The 17001-nt window shown below is 54.5% G+C and carries 18 protein-coding genes; 10 read left to right on the forward strand and 8 right to left on the reverse strand.

From position 1 onward, the window contains the following. Positions 1 to 108: 108 nt before the first annotated feature. The 3 genes from AACY45_RS08850 to AACY45_RS08860 form a co-directional block, all read right to left on the reverse strand. Complete coding sequence (locus AACY45_RS08850; protein WP_339545107.1) at positions 109 to 480, reverse strand: hypothetical protein; 372 nt, start codon at positions 478 to 480, stop codon at positions 109 to 111. After that, on the reverse strand, positions 477 to 2642 hold the full coding sequence (locus AACY45_RS08855) for a hypothetical protein (RefSeq protein WP_339545109.1): 2166 nt from the start codon (positions 2640 to 2642) through the stop codon (positions 477 to 479). The genes AACY45_RS08850 and AACY45_RS08855 overlap by 4 nt, the downstream gene beginning before the upstream one ends. Positions 2643 to 3207: 565 nt before the next feature. Next, positions 3208 to 3699: a DUF1566 domain-containing protein gene (locus tag AACY45_RS08860; protein ID WP_339545110.1), complete on the reverse strand. Its 492-nt coding sequence runs from the start codon at positions 3697 to 3699 to the stop codon at positions 3208 to 3210. Positions 3700 to 4191: 492 nt separating this feature from the next. Between AACY45_RS08860 and AACY45_RS08865 the strand changes: the two genes are divergently transcribed. Next, the gene (locus AACY45_RS08865) at positions 4192 to 4509 is read left to right on the forward strand and encodes a DUF1654 domain-containing protein (protein ID WP_339545112.1); all 318 of its coding nucleotides are present in this window, start codon (positions 4192 to 4194) and stop codon (positions 4507 to 4509) included. A gap of 410 nt (positions 4510 to 4919) precedes the next feature. Continuing rightward, positions 4920 to 5693 (forward strand): alpha/beta fold hydrolase, encoded by a 774-nt coding sequence (locus AACY45_RS08870; RefSeq protein ID WP_339545113.1) that lies wholly within the window; start codon positions 4920 to 4922, stop codon positions 5691 to 5693. A gap of 306 nt (positions 5694 to 5999) precedes the next feature. On the opposite strand, the gene AACY45_RS08875 is transcribed toward AACY45_RS08870, so the two are convergent. Then, positions 6000 to 6806, reverse strand: a complete 807-nt coding sequence (locus tag AACY45_RS08875) for a sulfite exporter TauE/SafE family protein (RefSeq protein WP_339545115.1) — start codon at positions 6804 to 6806, stop codon at positions 6000 to 6002. A 121-nt stretch (positions 6807 to 6927) separates the two neighbouring features. Between AACY45_RS08875 and AACY45_RS08880 the strand changes: the two genes are divergently transcribed. From AACY45_RS08880 to AACY45_RS08905, 6 genes are all read left to right on the forward strand, one after another. Next, the gene (locus AACY45_RS08880; protein WP_339545237.1) at positions 6928 to 7692 is read left to right on the forward strand and encodes an AraC family transcriptional regulator; all 765 of its coding nucleotides are present in this window, start codon (positions 6928 to 6930) and stop codon (positions 7690 to 7692) included. A 392-nt stretch (positions 7693 to 8084) separates the two neighbouring features. Further along, a complete protein-coding gene (locus tag AACY45_RS08885; RefSeq protein ID WP_339545116.1) occupies positions 8085 to 8951 on the forward strand; it encodes a LysR family transcriptional regulator in 867 nt (288 codons plus the stop codon). Positions 8952 to 9056: 105 nt separating this feature from the next. After that, positions 9057 to 10265: an MFS transporter gene (locus tag AACY45_RS08890; RefSeq protein WP_177014876.1), complete on the forward strand. Its 1209-nt coding sequence runs from the start codon at positions 9057 to 9059 to the stop codon at positions 10263 to 10265. 200 nt (positions 10266 to 10465) lie between these two features. Further along, on the forward strand, positions 10466 to 10720 hold the full coding sequence (locus AACY45_RS08895) for a helix-hairpin-helix domain-containing protein (RefSeq protein ID WP_339545117.1): 255 nt from the start codon (positions 10466 to 10468) through the stop codon (positions 10718 to 10720). After that, positions 10713 to 11426, forward strand: coding sequence for a WYL domain-containing protein (locus AACY45_RS08900; RefSeq protein ID WP_177014877.1), 714 nt, complete (start codon positions 10713 to 10715; stop codon positions 11424 to 11426). The genes AACY45_RS08895 and AACY45_RS08900 overlap by 8 nt, the downstream gene beginning before the upstream one ends. A gap of 44 nt (positions 11427 to 11470) precedes the next feature. Next, entirely contained in the window at positions 11471 to 11779 is a 309-nt protein-coding gene (locus tag AACY45_RS08905; protein ID WP_019579374.1) for a hypothetical protein, read from the forward strand. Positions 11780 to 11959: 180 nt separating this feature from the next. Here the strand turns inward: AACY45_RS08905 and tnpC are convergent, their stop codons facing one another. The 3 genes from tnpC to tnpA form a co-directional block, all read right to left on the reverse strand. Next, positions 11960 to 13486: an IS66 family transposase gene (tnpC, locus tag AACY45_RS08910; protein ID WP_339545119.1), complete on the reverse strand. Its 1527-nt coding sequence runs from the start codon at positions 13484 to 13486 to the stop codon at positions 11960 to 11962. 83 nt (positions 13487 to 13569) lie between these two features. Next, on the reverse strand, positions 13570 to 13905 hold the full coding sequence (tnpB, locus tag AACY45_RS08915; protein ID WP_177014879.1) for an IS66 family insertion sequence element accessory protein TnpB: 336 nt from the start codon (positions 13903 to 13905) through the stop codon (positions 13570 to 13572). Next, positions 13902 to 14219 (reverse strand): IS66-like element accessory protein TnpA, encoded by a 318-nt coding sequence (tnpA, locus tag AACY45_RS08920; protein ID WP_339545120.1) that lies wholly within the window; start codon positions 14217 to 14219, stop codon positions 13902 to 13904. The genes tnpB and tnpA overlap by 4 nt, the downstream gene beginning before the upstream one ends. A gap of 228 nt (positions 14220 to 14447) precedes the next feature. Here tnpA and AACY45_RS08925 point away from each other — a divergent pair, with 228 nt between their 5' ends. Together AACY45_RS08925 and AACY45_RS08930 are read left to right on the forward strand one after the other, a co-directional pair. After that, entirely contained in the window at positions 14448 to 15305 is an 858-nt protein-coding gene (locus AACY45_RS08925) for an AraC family transcriptional regulator (RefSeq protein ID WP_339545121.1), read from the forward strand. A gap of 29 nt (positions 15306 to 15334) precedes the next feature. Continuing rightward, positions 15335 to 15550, forward strand: a complete 216-nt coding sequence (locus AACY45_RS08930; protein WP_339545122.1) for a DUF6434 domain-containing protein — start codon at positions 15335 to 15337, stop codon at positions 15548 to 15550. A gap of 284 nt (positions 15551 to 15834) precedes the next feature. On the opposite strand, the gene AACY45_RS08935 is transcribed toward AACY45_RS08930, so the two are convergent. Further along, positions 15835 to 16644, reverse strand: coding sequence for a hypothetical protein (locus AACY45_RS08935; protein WP_339545123.1), 810 nt, complete (start codon positions 16642 to 16644; stop codon positions 15835 to 15837). Positions 16645 to 17001 lie beyond the last annotated feature (357 nt).

Here is a 17001-nt window from a genome sequence, read left to right on the forward strand (position 1 = left end):
TTTTTTCTAGGCTTCGCTGCAGTACCGGAAGTCAAAAGCATTTGGTATGCGGCTTAAACCAACAGCATTACTGAGGCACGTTGGGCGTTGTAAAGCGTGCAGATTGACTCAAGGGGTTTTCGGGTACTGGGCTTTAATTGCTTGAACACGTTCCTTCATTTCACCGGCTGCTTCACCTCCCTTCCACAAAGCATCCAGCTGGTCCGCCAATGATGGATACGCGGCTTCACGCAGGCCCTGATAATCGTTGCTACGACGGACACTTCCTTGCGCGTCGAATGCGAGATCAATGTCCTCTTCAATCGCGCGATCAGGAAGGGGGTTTGTAGTGACTTCAACGTACTGAATCTTGTAGTCCCAGTCTTCTGGCGCGGGCATCGGACCGGGGAAGGGGTTGGTTACAACTTCCTCGCGCTCAATTTTATAATCCCAGTCACCGACGTTGATAATCTGCCCATCAAGCGTAATTACTTTACTCATTTTGCTGCCCACCCTGTATTCCCAGTCCCTGATTGTTTGACCCATAGCGTGAGGTTGGCACCTCCGCCTCGCGCGACGTAAATGGACCCAGGCCCCGCAGTCAGATTTCCCTCTGGAGAGCCAATTCCGCTGGAGAGGGTGCAAGAAGATGTCTCAATGTTGTATCGAAGTGCCCGGACGCTGGCATAACGTCGAGCAATGGTCCCCAAATCATCAGTACTGTCATTGAGCGGACGCTGAGGTTGATAGGTGACCGTTTCGGTAGGCGTAATAGCAATCTTCGTGGCGCCGTCGACCGTGAAGCGCATCGATGCGGCACCGGCGGAGTTGAGGCGCAGCTCACCAGGTGACACCGCGCTATCCGTGGTGTACATCAGGATACCCGCGCCCCCGGCAGAAGTGCCATCGCCGGCAATGACTTGCCCCCATGACGATTCAGGCATAGCGGACATGCGCATCGCCAACCGCTTGGTATTGTTGGCACCTTCCCGCGCATCGTAGATGCTGAACGTATAGTTGAAATGGTAATCCAGAGCATTACGGTAGGTGTCAGTGTCCTCCTCGTGAAGCTTCACGCTCCAAGGGTTGCCATAGGGAACAGAGCTGTGAAGGTTCATGCCCGCCCCCTGTGGAAATGGTGCGACGCTGGGAGCGAAAGAGTACTGTGAGTTCAGCGGTTGCTCGCCCAGATCACCCTTAGGCGGTGTCACCGCGTAAATGCATTTGGAGCGTCGGGTCGTGCGGCCGATGGCGTAGGCGGTTGTGCTATCCCACTCGCCCGCAGTCGCAGCCTTGCTCGTGCGAACCCAACGAAGTTGGTCGATGTTTGGCTGATTGCCAATATTGTTCGATTGAATGTTGTGATAATTCCGCCCGCGATAAGACACGATGTCGCCAGGCTCCCCCCAGTAATCAACGAAGGTGACAAACAATTGATTGCCGGCGACGGAAAGCCCTTCGGGTTCGAAGGATTTCGGCAGGCCCAATACGGGGTCGCCATCCATCAGTTGTGAATGCGTGTACTGTCCACCGGACCCATCAAAGAACACCGTGCGGACAAGCTCCCCGGTGAGCTTGTGAATGTTGATGCCTTTTCGGGACCAAACCGCCCCCGACCCCCACATGACGTAGATGTACTTGCCGTCACATGTTTCACCTTGCCAGGCCGTTGCCCCTGAGGTCTGCATCACAGTAAGTGATGTGGGCTTGAACAAAGGTTCAGCATCCAATGGATTGGCCATAGCCTCCACTTTCAGGCGGTCGTATACAAACAGCGTTCGCCCGCCGGCGCCACCGCTGTAGTTCACAGCTGAGATAATGACGTACTTACCGCAGGTACTGATTTGGGTGCAGCCTTTACCGTACTGCTCATAACGGTGACCACTTCCGGGGGCTCCGAATACCACGAAGCTTTGCACATCGGAGTCACGCTGGTTTTTGCCTTTCCATGGCATCTTCGACCAACCCTTGCCAACCCCAGCCCCAAGATTGACGGTGCCTACCGGTGCTCGGTTTGATGAGTACAGCCATAGCGTGCCGTTCTCCTTGATCGCCGACAAATGCGCATGGGAGTTGGTAATCGGCGGGGTAATGTTTGCGGGAGCAATAGCAACAATGCGCCCATCGTCATACTTCGGCATCTTGACGATTCGCACCTGCTCATCAGGCCCCCAATCCTGGCCGCTGCCCACGGACTGACTGATAAAAAACGATTCCTCGCCCGTGACCGGATCTCGCCAGAAGGCCAGCCCTTGAGGTGCGAATTGGCTCCCCCGATAGATCTCGGTGTTGGTGACACCATCATTGAAGCCGTAAAGCGGCTCCATCATCTTTTTCTGCACCAGCGGGATGGTCGTGATGTCGTCACTGATGTTAATGATCTGACCGCCCGTGGTGTAAATGACGCCAGGCCCATAGTAGTCATGAACGTTTAATTGCAGCGTATCAACCAGGTAATAGCCACGCGGCACATACGCTCCAGAACCCGCTGCCAAGAACGCAGCAGTGCTGTCGACCTTCCCAGTCGGGTCAGCGCCGAAGTCATCCACGCGCTCAATGTTGGTCGGGCCTGAGGCGTTCGCAATTTCTTTAAAGGTTGCCGCGCTCACTTGCTCATCGCGAGCTTCGCCGGACCCTGGAGCGTTGTTACTGTTAAAAGTCATTGGTTTTCCTATGCACAAAAGCCTGCATTTGCAGGGCCTTAAAATCAGGAAGAAAAACCCACTCAAGCCGTAATGCTTTCACGTAAACCGGAAGCTTGAATTTTTGATTCTCGGCACTGCGGCGAAGTCCCAAGAAAAAACGCCGCCTTCGCGTTTCCGGTAGGCGGCGTTGTTCCTTGGATGAATAGCATGACGATTTGGAGTGGGTTTTTCGTTGTGCTCCACACAGGCCTCCCTATGTGGAAATGGCGCTCGCCGTTGGGCGGTTTCGGTATGCGCTATTTCATTGCCAATCCTCCGTGCTGAGTGGGTGATATGCAGGTGGCCGGCGCGGCGCCGGGTGTTCGTCCGCATCGGGGTGTGATCTGGTCGGAGGTGCGGTCTCTTCAACAGCCCGCCGTTCAACTCGCAGCGCTACAAAGGCTCACCGCCAGGGGCTGCCTGATCGCTGGCTTCATCCTCGGTCTGCTGTGACATCTGCAGACCAGATCACACTCCGATGCGGCCTGGTGCTGGGGAGTACCAGGTGCTCGGGCAGTTAACGTCAGGCTGACGTACACGGGGATCAAAACTGGTGAACAGGAAACCTTCGGGCAGGGCGCACGAAGAAAGCTGCCCCTTCGCCGTAAGGGCTACGCGTGCCGTCATCAAAGTCCATGAAGAAAGCGTTATGGGCTGAGCGCTGAGTGCTACTCCAGTACCAGCCTCTATCGAGGCTTGCAGCAATGCTCTGCCACGCCTGGCACAGTTCGGCGATGCATGGCAGGTAGAAGTCGTGGTGACCGTCTGCTGAGTAGCCGTGGGCCGCCTGAGCCGCCGGAAACAACCCGGCGCCATCCAGAAGGATTGCCGTGTTCTGTAATCCGTTGGTCTCGCTATTGGCTTTCGTGCCGGCGCCGTACTCGCCCCAGGCATGCTTGCCAACGTCCTTGTCCGCGAAGATCAGGTGGTACGACTCACCATCACCCTGATAAACACCGGCGTAGATACCGCCCTGGCCAGGCCAAATGCTGCCGATCGCCGGGATGGCGCCGTGCGCTACGTAACTTGTCTGCATGGTTGATTCCTTGTCGGTGTATTTCCCGGATGGCCCTGTTGCCAAGGCCATCGAGGAAATCTGTTCTCTCCACCACGCGCATCGCCCGATTCATATCTCTGGCCAGGTCACACATTTCGTGTCCGGTGTTCTTCCTGGCTGGCTTGCGTGGTTTGGCGTTCTCCCTTGTTGGGAGCCCGGCCAGTTCCAGAGCTGGCATGGAGATCGAATTTGTTGCTCGCGCTGTGCCCATGTCTGGGGATCGATCTGCGAGGTTCCCGAGCTGTTAAAGAGCGGCGGGTCTGTTGAGGCCCTTCGCAGTGCCTGTAGCGCTGCGATGGGTGAAATATGAACTATTGGTTCACATATGGTCAAGTACCAAAAGTACGTATTTTTTAGAAAGGTACAGATTCCTACAAATTTCACAGTCAATTCCTCTGGGGATTTACCGAAACGAATCGCTTCGCTATAGTTGTTTGGCGCTGGATATATATACAGTATTAGGGGTTGGAAATGGCGAAGCCGAAGAAGCAGGAAAAACCAGCACAGCGGGAAGAAATGAGCGGGGTAGAGCGGTTGGGGCTACGCGTGTCCTCTATGATCAATCACCCAGTCGCGCAGGCGCAGCGCTGGGTGAATATCCATCGCCTGGATTCGGACGGAGAGCGGGAGTGGGAGGAGGTGATGGGGTTGCTATCCGAAACGGACGGGATAGTCATGACGTTCAACGACGACGAATCGGTGACCTTGAAGTGGGAGCCTCAGGCTGAGGAAGATCGCGTGGTTGAAGTGGATGACGCGTTTGCCGCTGAGGAGCCAGCACCTTTCTGAAGGCAACAAAAAGCCCGCTCAATGGCGGGCAATCTGTCGAAGGGGCGCTGATCCGTCAGCTGATCTCAGTGTAGCCCTGGATTCTGGATAGGGAAAGGCAGATACGAAAAGTCCGTCCAGACGTATAGACCCGTGAGATCAGTGAAGCACAGGGGAAAAGAGAATCCTGGCAGTCTCGTCCAGCCGCTTCTCGATCCCAATCAGCTCAGCCTCTTTGATGTGAATCGCGCTTTTGTTTATGCAGACCATGAGCCGCAGAAGCTCAAAATCTGTAAGCGTCTGGTCAATACGCCTTTCTGATCCTAACGCTTAGTGAACCGTCACACCCATTTGTCATAGCAAATGCGATCATGTAGAGCAGTAGACTGAAGCCTGCACGCGACACAGCGATCCAACAAAGGGAAAAGCACATGACGACGTTCAATCACCAGGACGGCCAGCATATTGAGATAGACCACGCGAGCCTCTACTTTGAACAGCAAGGGAACAAGGAAGGCCCTGTCTTGGTATTCCTCCACGGCGGTTTTGGTGACATCGAGACTTTTAATTCCATCACGCCCCGTTTGGGCCGGAACTACAGGTTGATCGGCATCGACAGCCGGGGCCAAGGAAAATCCACACTTGGTCCATCACGACTGACCTATAAGCGCATCCAGCAGGATGTGGAAGCAGTGGTCAGGCACCTGGGGCTTGAGCATTTCAGCATCATCGGCCATAGCGATGGTGGCATAGCTGCACTGCGGATTGCCGCCGCCAACACTCTCCCTATAGACAAGCTGGTAACGATTGGCGCGCACTGGGCATTGAAGGCAGACGACCCAACGCGCGGCATATATACAGAGGTAACAGCCGAGAGCTGGCGCGAGATGTTCCCGCACAGCTACGATAGTTATCAGGTCATGAATCCCGCACCAGATTTTGAGCGATTGGCAGTGGCGCTGCGGGCTCTCTGGCTCGATTCAGGCGCGGATGGCTACCCGAACGAAGCTGTGCGCAACATCACCGCCGATTTGCTGGTGGTCAGGGGCGACGAAGACATGCTTGTCTCGCGCACGAATGCAGTTGAACTCGCTGATCGGGTGCCAAACGCTAGGCTCTTGAATATTCCATTCGCGAATCACTCGCCCCAAGAAGATCGACCAGAATGGTTGACACCTGTTCTGGAGGCATTTCTGGCGGATTGATCGGTACGTTCATCTTTTAGCGGTAAGCGTCCGCCAAACCAAAAGAGGGAACGACATGCGGATTTTGATAGGGGCGCTGGCAGTGCTTAGTTGAATCTACCGATGTCGGACGTGAAAAAGCCCAGTCAAGTGCTGGGCTTTTTCGTATCTGGCGCGTTTCGCAGTAAGCGTCCGCCCAGCTCACATTGTGTGACTCAGGCAGCTATCAATCACCTCTATGCCATTTGCCCTGATCCCTGCGGCTAAGGTAAACGTCCGGCCAAGTCATTTTACCTGTGCCGCAAGCTAGCCTTTTCTAGCCGTTAGCTAATTGATAGCAAGCGCTAACAAGACAAGTATGAGCAGCGCAATGTAAATGTGTGCATGCAGCTTGTCCGGGATTCTCCCTGCAAAAGGTAGTGTCAGGCGAACGCCGATTAACGAACCGACGGTCAATAAAAAAAATGCGGGGAGATAGATGTAACCCAAAAAACCGTTGTTTATTCCTGCCGTCTCGAGTTGCCCGGTAACTGCGTACATCAACGATCCTACTAGCGCTACTGGCATGCTCAAGGGATTCGCCAGTGCCGATGATTGAGCCATGCTCAAACCGGCTCTGCGCATTAGCGGCACAGTCATAACGCTGCCCCCTACGCCCAGCAGAGTAGCAACCGCTCCGATGGTGACGCCTTTGATAGGTATCGCACGCACAGTCTTTTTGGTGTGACTTGCGCTCTGTAAAAAACCCTCGCGAAGCAGGCAGTCCGCGATGGTCAGCCCCAGGTAAACCATGAACGCTATCCGGACACCGTTACTGCTCATTGCACTGGCTAGCACTGCTCCAGCCACCGAACCAAGTGCGATGTAACCTACCAGCGGCCAGATATAGCCCCGAACAAGTTTTGCAGCCTGATGCTGTTTGAACGTTGCCATCGATGCGCTGATCACCATAACAGCCGTTGAAGTAGCCACCGCGATTTGCATCGCAGAATCATAACCGGGCTGGCCCGGAGCGTGACCGGCAATCAGCACGTGATACACCAGCGGCACGACCACAAAGCCGCCGCCGAACCCGAACAGCACAGTGGTCACTCCAGTCAAGCAGCCAAAGGCTGCGAGGATCAAAAGGCTCATCCAGTATCTTCCATTGCTCAATGTTTATTGAACAGGCATCTTAGTGATGCGGCGCCTGGACGACCTTAGCGAACAAGCCAACCGTGTTTTCGTTCCGGCCAAAGCCTCTTGGATCATCACGATGCACAATGCTTCCATCACCATTTTGGATTCCACCCCTCGTAACGTTGTGGCTATCAGCACAGACTATAAGCATGGGCACCGCCTACCGATGCACAGCCATCGGCGCTCTCAATTGCTCTATGGATCGAAAGGCGTCATGCAGGTAACTACGAGCCTTGGCACCTGGGTGGTGCCACCACAACGCGCTGTGTGGATACCGCCGCAGGTACCCCATGAAGTGCTCTTTCTTGGCGTAAGGACTCACAGTTTGTACATTGAGCCCAAAGAATCACCGATCAAACAAGAGCAATGCCAAGTGATCGAGGTGAGCGCATTAATGCGCCATCTGCTTCAGGAGGCCGTGGATCTGCCTTGGGAGTACGAAGAGGAGGGTCGAGATGGCGTGCTGATCAGTCTTCTTTTGCACGAAATACAACGTGCAAAAGAAATTCCTTTGCACATCCCTATGCCCACACATGGGCGGTTGCTGACACGCTGTAAAACCTTCCTGATGACGCCGGATATAAACCTGTCTCCCCAACAATTGGCTGATTCGTTATTCATAAGTGTGCGGACATTCACTCGTCTTTTTCGGGAGCAAACCGGCCTTAGCTTTGGGCAATGGCGTCAACGAGCATGCGTCGTTGTGGCCCTTTCACGACTGGCCGACGGCCACAGTGTGACCACCGTGGCCCTAGAAATGGGTTATGAAAGCCCCGCTGCGTTCGCGACCATGTTTCGCCGAGTATTGGGTCAGGCACCTTCGGTGTACCTCATTAATTAGGCCGCTTATCGTAAGCGTCCGTCCAAGACACCTTGCGCAACGAAACTGACTTGCACCGGGCTAGAATCCTAACCGCAGCCGCGTCGGGGATGCTGGAAGCGATGCGTTAGGTGCAAATGGAAGTGCGCGTAGCGAGCAGCGGAGCGAAGTCGGAGCGCCGATGGAAGGACAAGGGCCCCCTGATATCACCCGCGATTTTGCCCGTAGCTCTACAGGCCCCGGGGGGACTGAATATTCCATGCCCGTCGTGATCGACGTAATCGCCAAGCGGTTCTTGCGGGGCGCAGAACGTGGGGACGAAATTAAGTCCAAGCTTTATGCGGCAGCGCCACCTGATTTATCGGTAAGCTACGCTTTTAGCTCGCTGTAAATCCACTCCTAACCACACCCTGATGACCAATATGCTTGACTGGGACAGCCTCCGTTTTTTCTTTGCCTTTGTTCATGAGGGCTCCTTAGCCGCTGCGGCTCGCTCGCTGGGGGTGGAGCACGCGACTGTGGCTCGCCGAATAGCTGCCCTTGAAGCCTCTTTGGACATGAAGCTGGTAGATCGTAGGGGCCGTGTCTACCAACTGACCGAGGATGGTGTGAGGGTAGGTGAATATGCAGCGCAGATGGAGTCTGCGTCACTTGCGCTCAGGCGATTCGCTGACGGGGGAGAAAGCCGTATTGAGGGTACGGTGATCTTGTCTGCACCTCCTGCATACCTCGGAACGTTGGTAGCTCGGCGACTTGGGGTATTGCGCGAGCGTTATCCCCGGTTGCAGCTGACGCTCGTCGGAGCCAAGTCCACTGCGTCGTTGGCAAGGAAAGAAACCGATATTGCCATTACCTTCAGCAGGCCGGATGAACAGAGTGTCGTCGCCAAAAGTCTCGGCTCCTTGCGTTTTTACCCTCATGCTAGCGAGGACTACATTAGTCAACGTGAACCTGAAGAGTTCGAGTTCATAGGCTACGACCGTAGCATGGACGATTCGGTACAGCAGCAATGGCTCCTGGATCGACTGGAAGGAAGACCGCTTTCCGTCACCAGCAACGACCTGCGCATCCAGGCATTAGCTGCCGTAGGCAATGCTGGCATAGTTTTCCTTCCGGATTTTTTAGGCAAAGAATATGGGCTGGCAAGGGTTGATATGGATCACACACCGCTGGAACTACCTATCTGGCTCGCGTTTCATGAAGATTTACGCAGCTCTCTAAAAATCCGGGCAGTGCTTGATTTCCTCATGGAGGGATTAGTGCAGGCACAGGAGCTGTGAATTATTTCACATCCGGTTTGTGACTTTGATGAATGGGGCATCACGAAACATTTCTCTACTCTGGGCTCCGAATTGAATTCCTGCCCACTGAGAGGCCCTTCACCAATGAGCCGTTCCCATCCCATAAAAAGCTCAATGCCTGTGTACCGTACAGCGTGGATCGTGACCGCGATTTTTATACTTTCAAATGCCGCTACGCCACTCTACAGCTTTTGGCAGCAGTCCCTCGGCTTCGCGTCGGGGGTGCTAACCGTAATTTTTTCCTGCTACATCATCGGTCTTCTTCTAACTCTCACCGTCGCTGGGCAGCTGTCCGACCACTACGGGCGCAAAGCCTTGCTTCTACCCTGTGTGGGGCTGGCTATCATTGCAGCGATTCTGTTCGACCAAGCGCACAGCATCGGCGTCTTGATGCTCGCACGCTTCCTCACCGGCGTTTCGGTGGGCCTCGTTGTATCTGGGGGTATGGCGAATGTCGTCGAGCATGCTCAGCCTCATCGCAAGCATTTTGCTTCGCTAATGGCATCTGTCGCGATGGTGGCCGGAGCGGGCACCGGGCCGCTATTGGCAGGAGTCGTTGCGCAATATCTTCCGAACCCGATCCACACAGTCTTCCGAGTGGAAATCGCGATTTTGTGCGTGGCGCTCCTAGCGTTACTCAATCAAAAGAACCAGAAGCTTGGGGTCGGTACGTTTAAACCGCGCTTGCCCACCGTCGCTAAGGAAAACCTCGGCATCGTGCTATTGGGGATAGCGTTCTTCGGCCCTGGAATAACTTCGACATCATTCATCCTGTCGCTCGGCCCCAAGCTGGTAGCGACTTTTCTAGGCGTGAATAGTCCCCTTGTCACGGGTTGTATGGCCTTTTCAATGTTCCTCGTCGCCGTGGGCGTGCAGTTTGCGGCGAAGCGATACAGCAGCCGTACCGTGTTTTCGCTTAGCGGGATCGGTACTGTCTTCTCAATGATTTCCGTGTGGATCGCGCGGGAAACCGGTTCCGCTCCATGGCTGATCGTTTCCGCTCTGTTGGCAGGCGCCGGTCAAGGCTTGGGCCAGTTAGGTGGACTGACCCTTATTGCTGACCGAGTGCCTGCGCAGCGCAGAGCCGAAGCCAACGCAGTGTTCAACATGGGGGGGTATGTGCCCGCTGGGGCGATCCCGGTGTTAACAGGTTACTTGATCGACTTTTGCGGGCTGAGCATTGGAATAAGCTCACTTGCGCTCATTATCGCGAGTCTTGCTTCTTTGGCGCTCATGCAGCTTTGGAGGCACGCCCCTAAGCAAAGCCAAACTCGTACACACGGCGAGGCTTAACGAGCCCACTTATGCGGCGGCAGATCGATAATCTGACTGGCGCGCTGGGTTGGCAAGCGCGCGAGGACGTCTTTCAGTAAGCGTTTGCCGAACCCACCTTCCTGATGCCTACGCGTAGGGCGATGGAGCCATCTATTGAGATGCCCTCTCCCGTCGGGCAAACTCCGGTTGCTTCATTGGCCGATAACAGGAGTTTACGGATGCCATTTCCACTGACGGAACATGATGCCTTGTTGGCCTTAAAGGGCGTAGGGCCGGCCGTCATTGCTCGCCTTGAGCAGATGGGCATTGACTCGCTAGCTGTGCTCAGCAGAGCGAATGCTGGTGACATCCTGGCTCAGGCGTCGGCAGCAGTGGGATCGACTTGCTGGAAGAATAGCCCCCAAGCTCGGGACGCCATTAACGCAGCCATTGAGCTTGCAAAGGACTCTCAGTTGAGCCCACCTAGTGCGTAAAGCTGATCGTTTATTTCAGTTGGTAAATCTGATTCGTGTCCATCAGCCAATCTCTGCTGAACGACTGGCTAGCCGAATTGGCGTTTCCGTTCGCTCAATCTATCGATACATCGACGACCTTTCCTTCAGTGGAATCCCAATCTATGGTACTGCTGGCGTGGGGTATGCCTTGGATGCCGATTTTGAGATGCCGCCGTTAACGTTGAACAGGCTCGAACTGGATGCATTGATGCTCGGGATGGAGATGCTTTCCGCTTGCGCCGATAACGATCTAAGTGCTGCTGCAAGGATGTTGTTGAGCAAAATCTCAGCGTCCATAGTCCATCACAAGGTTGACCCCAGCACGGCAAAAATCAGGGCTCTTGGAACGACACCGTCCTCGACACGGGGCCATTTGGCAACCCTTCGAAATGCCATTGAAAACACTCAGGCGCTGAAGATAACTTATACCAGCCTGGACGGTGTGGTTTCGCAACGCCTCATTTTCCCCCTTGGCCTTTTCTACTGGGGAGGAAAGTGGACGGTTGGAAGCTGGTGTAGTGCCAGGGCGGCTTACCGCGATTTTCGGGTCGATCGCATAGCCTCCATCGCTATTGCCCAACAACCATCACCCGACAATCCTGCCCTTGATCTCCAAGCGTATATGAAGCACCAGGCAAGCCAGTGGAAAGCGATCACCACTACTGACACTACGCTGTCAGTATGAGCCTCTGATAATTGGGACTCCCTAACACACAGAAGGTCATCCCTATGCAGCACTCATCTCATGTACTCGAATTAGCCATTTTCAAGGTCAAACAGGAATGCGTTGCGCAAGTGCCGGTGCTCCGCGCAGGACTTCGTGAAACGTTAAAGACCTTTCCTGGTTTGATTGAGTACCGCGCCTACTGCCCTATGAGCGACGACCGAATCTTCGCGGATTTAGCAATGTGGGACAGTCTTGAGAACGCACAAAAAGTGGCAAAGGCGTTCAACGATGGAGATCCGAGATTCTCTGAGTATATGTACGCTATTGAAAACCTGACGTTCATGAGTCACCTCGTTCCAGAGATGAGTTGACCCCGACGGACTGCCAGAGCAGGCAAGAGACACCGATGCCTTTGCTGTCAGGCATCGGTGTCGTCACTTCCAGTGTAAGTGTTCTCAGATCACCTATTGCTAGGTTCCGGGCTGCAAACAGACGTTGTCTGGTAAAACCGTTTCGAAAAAACGTATCGTCCGCCCTCACACGTTGTGTGACTAAACGGGCGCCCACCTATGCGGCAGCAACTCGGTAATCTTACTCGCACGCTGCGTCGGCAGGCGAGTAAGAACATCCTTCAAGTAAGCATACGGATCATGCCCATTGAGCCGTGCCGACTGGATCAAACTCATGATCGTCGCCGCACGTTTACCGCTGCATAACGAACCCGCGAACAGCCAGTTCGAGCGCCCAAGAGCCCACGGCCGGATTTGATTCTCGCACCAGTTATTATCGATGGGCACAGCACCGTCATCGAGATAGCGCGTCAGCGCTATCCAGCGTTTGAGGCTGTAATCCAACGCCTTGGCGATGGCCGAGCCCTCAGGCACAAGCTGCCTTTGGGCGATCATCCAGATATGAAGTGCATCGATGATCGGCGCTGCTTTTTCCTGCCGTATTCGCTGCCGGACACCCGGTTCCAGCTCGCGAGCCTCTCGTTCAACTTCGTACAAGGCCGCGATGTAGTGCAGCGCTTTTTCGGCGATCTGGCTCTTGTTGGTCGCGTGCAAGTCGAAGAACTTTCGGCGTGCATGGGCCATGCAGCCGATCTCCGTGACGCCCAGTTCAAAGCCTGCCTTGTAGCCAGCGAAGTCGTCGCAGACCAGCTTGTCGTTCCAGTTGCCAAGGAAGTTTCGGGCATGTTCGCCGGCACGGCTCGGACTGAAGTCATAAACGACCGCAGCAAGTTCAGAGAACTGGCTGGTGGCATAGGCCCAGACGTAAGCACGATGAGTCTTCTTCGCGCCAGGCGTCAGCATTTGTACCGGAGTTTCGTCGGCGTGGACGACGCCGTGCGTCAGCACGACTTCGCGCAAAGCGTCGATTAGCGGTTGGAGTTGTACGCCGCAGTTGCCCACCCACTGCGCCAAGGTCGAACGAGCGATGGGCAGTCCGGCTCGGCCGAAGATTTTCTCTTGGCGATACAGCGGTAGATGGTCGGCGAACTTGGCCACCATGACGTGGGCCAGCAGGCCCGCTGTCGGGATGCCCTTGTCGATGACGTGCGCCGGTACCGGCGCCTGGATCAGCGTTTCGCATTGTTCACAGACCCATTTCCCACGGATGTGGCGCTCGACCGTGAATACGCCGGGCGTGTAGTCGAGCTTTTCGCTGGCATCTTCGCCGATGCGTTTTAAGGCGCAGCCGCAATGGCAGTGGCTATTGTCCGGTTCGTGATGGATCAATGTGCGAGGGAACTGCGATGGCAGCGGTGCGCGCTTGGGTTGCTGGTGCACTTTGACTTCGACAGGTGCCGGTTGCAGCGCCTCAAGCTCCGCTTCGATAGCGGCGATATCGGTGTCGATCAAATCGTCGAGCAAGCTGGCCTGATCCGGACTTAGCTGCTCACTGCGCTTGGCAAATTTGAAGCGCTTGAGCAGTGCGATCTCGTGGGCCAGCCTCTCGTTAACCGATTTGTGATGGGTAATTTGCTTGTCCATTGTCTCGACGCGCTGGATCAACTGCGCCGCCAGGGCACGCAGTTCTTCAGGGTTTAATTGGTCGAGATTTGGATGCGAAGTCATGCCGCCAATTTTGCCAGAGAGGGCTGGTGGCGACGATAGACTGATGGGCCAATTGCGCTGGCAAGCGGGCCATGGCAGGCGAGTTAGAGCACCGTGATGGCTCCTCCAGAACCGACGCGTTGCCAAGGTAACCCGAGTACCAGGGCTTGAAGTTGCTCGACGTCCAACTCGACTTCAGAGCCGTACCGCACCCCTGGCCAAAAGAAGCGCCCTTGATTCAAGCGCCGGGCTGCAAGCCAAATCCTCACCCCGTCATGCACCAACACTTTCATACGATTGGCGCGGCGGTTGGCGAACAGATATGCACAGTGCGGCTTCGCCGCACCGAACACCGCCACGACCCGCGCAAGCGCGGTTTCTGTGCCGGCTCGCATGTCCATGGGCTCAGTGGCGAGCCAGATGGAGTCGATGCGGATCATTGAGTTAGTCTGCGAACGAATCGGGCACAGCCATCAGGATCGGAAGCTGGCCATTTCACGGTCATCGTTCCTTGCCCGCATGGCAACTCGATGCTGATGGACTTCTCGTTCGGAATGTTTGGTTCCAACTTCACCGGCAAGAAAGCGGGCAAGTCAGTGAACTGGTGATCGCGGTAAAGCGGCAACCATTTGCGCACGACGTTAGCGTTGATGCCGTGACTCATCGCGACACTGGCAACAGAGGCGCCCGGTTGCAGGCATTCCAGGACGACTTGGGTTTTGAAGGGCTTTGGATAAGAGGTTCGTTGGCGCATGGCGATCCGCTTGTGGGGCTAAAAAGTAACCGTCTGGCGAAGTCACCTCGACCAAGGGTTACCTTGAATATGCGCGCAGGCAATCCTTTCGATGAGCCCTAATAAGCCATAGCGAAGAGACGTGGAGGTCTTTCATACGCTCTGGGTGGAAAGCAGAAACCGCAAGAACGATCAAATGCTTACCCCATTCATTTGATAACGTTGCTCTAGCGTTCATGGAGATTCGTCATGCTGAGTATCGAGAGGGCCCTGTGGTACATCGAGCTGGAGCTGGGATCCCAACTCGATCTAGGACGTGTCGCGCGCCATTGCAACATGTCTCCTTTTGCCTTGGCCCGCTTGTTTGCGCTGTCGACGGGCTGGTCGGTGATGCGTTACATCCGTGCACGGCGTTTGAGCCAAGCGGCACTGATCTTGCGTCGAGGTGCACCGGATATCCTGCAAGTAGCGCTGGATGCTGGCTACGGCTCCCATGAAGCTTTTACGCGCGCCTTCTGCGATCTGTTTGGGTTCACTCCGAAGCAGGTTCGTGGGCACGAGGATGAACATCTCTCACTGGTGGAGCCGTTACGTATGAAAGAAAGGAAGCTCATAACACTCTCTGAACCCCGCTTTGAAACTAGAGCAGAGTTTTTCATCGCTGGTCTGGGGGATCGTTTTACCTTCGATAAGAACGAAGGCATCGTCGGTTTGTGGCAAACGTTCGTCCCCTACATAGGACGGGTACCAGGTCAGGTAAACAATTGGAACTATGGCCTGTGCTGTAATCCTGGACTGGATGGTAGTTTTGAGTACATTGCCGGTACAGAGGTGTCCTGCGTCGATGGTCTTCCTCCGGCTTTTCGGTATTTCAGAGTGCCGCAGCAAAACTATGTCGTGTTTCGACACCAAGGCCATATCTCGACGATCCATCAGACTTTCTTCACCATTTTCAACCACTGGTTGCCTGAATCTGAATGTGAGCTTGCCCAAGCTCCTGAGTTCGAGCAGTACAGTTCTGATTTCGAGCCATCCCAAGGGAAGGGTTACGTGGACGTGTGGATACCGATTGCAAGACTCCAAGCATCCCATGCTATGAATTTATAAATCAGACCACTAAGTATGGAGCCTGCCCCATGAGTTTTAATTGGCACAATGATCAGCTCACAAAAAATACGACAGTTTGCAAGAATTACCGAAATACACAGAATGTCCGTAGATTCATGGTGGAGCACTGCGGCGTGAACTTTAAATTCGACAGAGGTTTTATGGCCTGGATACGTAATGACGTACCTAAAACTCTCGGAGATGTCGTCAATGAGTGGCTGCACCGAAATCGCGATACCAATTGAACGACCGACAAACATCAGGCCAAACACTCTAGATGTTCAAACGGACGCCCACTTGTGCGGCAGCAACTGCGTAATCTCACTCGCCCGCTGCGTCGGCAGGCGCGTGAGCAGCTGCTGGTGAGCCTTGGATAAGCGTCAAGTCAATACCTTCCGAACATTGGCACTTAGGGCCTTAGGTCAGAAAGGCGTGTTTCCCGGACGGTTACGAAGTAGGGTAGGGAAGGGCAGATACGAAAAGCCCGGCTCTGGGCCGGGCTGCTCATTGATCGCATTGAGCGGTGGGGTCATAGCACCTTAAATGCCATAGAGACCTTGCGGTCAAAAAAGCTAGGGTCTACAGCGATCACCTTACTTTCTGGCACGCTCATCGACACGCCTTTGACTGTGAAATACGCGCCTTCGACTTTGACTTTTTTGTTAATAAGCTGCTTCCAGATGTATTCCTCCCCTTCGGGCAGATTATCTCTCATGTCCACTATCCCAATCCCGTTTTGCTCTCCAGCATTGGTGAGGGACTCGAAATACAGCCAACCGGACCATGGGCCACTACCTTGTTTCACACGGCCAAGCAGCCTTTCCTGACGGATAGGAAGGTTATCCGGTACTCCCTCGATCTTATAGCTCGGATCACCCTCAACGACGTAATCTGCCGAAGTGATAGGGATTTCGCGAGCAATATCCTTCGCATATTGCAGGGTCCGTTCGGAAACACCTCCGGCCCGTTTGAACGCTGCGCCAATCGCGTCGTTTTTTAGAAAAATGGCATAAGTCTCCAGGTTTATTTTTGACATAAACAAAACGACATTGCCTGTCCGCTCGCCTTTGAAGTAGCTGTACAGCGTCTCATCCATGCTGTAGCCAGCTTTTTCGAACGCCTTGTTCATATATTTAGCGTAAACGTAAGATTGCTCCGGCGTAGGGATGGCAAATTTTGGGACTCTAGCCATTTCGCTTTTGAAATCGTCTTCGTAGTCGTCCTTGAAGGCATTGACGATCCTCTGCGACGCAGCCATGTCCAGGGGAGCTGCGAGTTGGGCAGCCTGAACATTAGCGCACAGGAAAAGAAAGCAGGACGTTAGAAACAGTCGAATCATGAGGCATCCTTGAGACAATACTGCTGGCAATTCTCCTTGCGGCCAGCAAAAAAATTCATGACGCTTTTGACCTACCAGTATGGGGTCGAACGCGCAGGAGTCATCGGAGGATCGGCTGATTGCGGAAGATCTTTAGGAGGAGTGGCGAGCTACGGGGAAGGAGGGAGGGGCGATAGCGTTCGCCCAAAGCTAGTCTCACCTAAGGCAATTTTTGGCAGACAAAGAAAAGCCCGCGATGGGGGGTAGCGGGCTTAAAGGGATGTTCATAAGGAGCTGAGATAACCATAGACTTTAAGTTGTGAAAGATATGTGAAATTTCGGTCTGCATATTTTGCCAGCGTTATCGGTTATCAGAGC

The organism is Pseudomonas sp. RA_35y_Pfl2_P32 (genome assembly GCF_963970735.1).
Lineage (GTDB): Bacteria > Pseudomonadota > Gammaproteobacteria > Pseudomonadales > Pseudomonadaceae > Aquipseudomonas.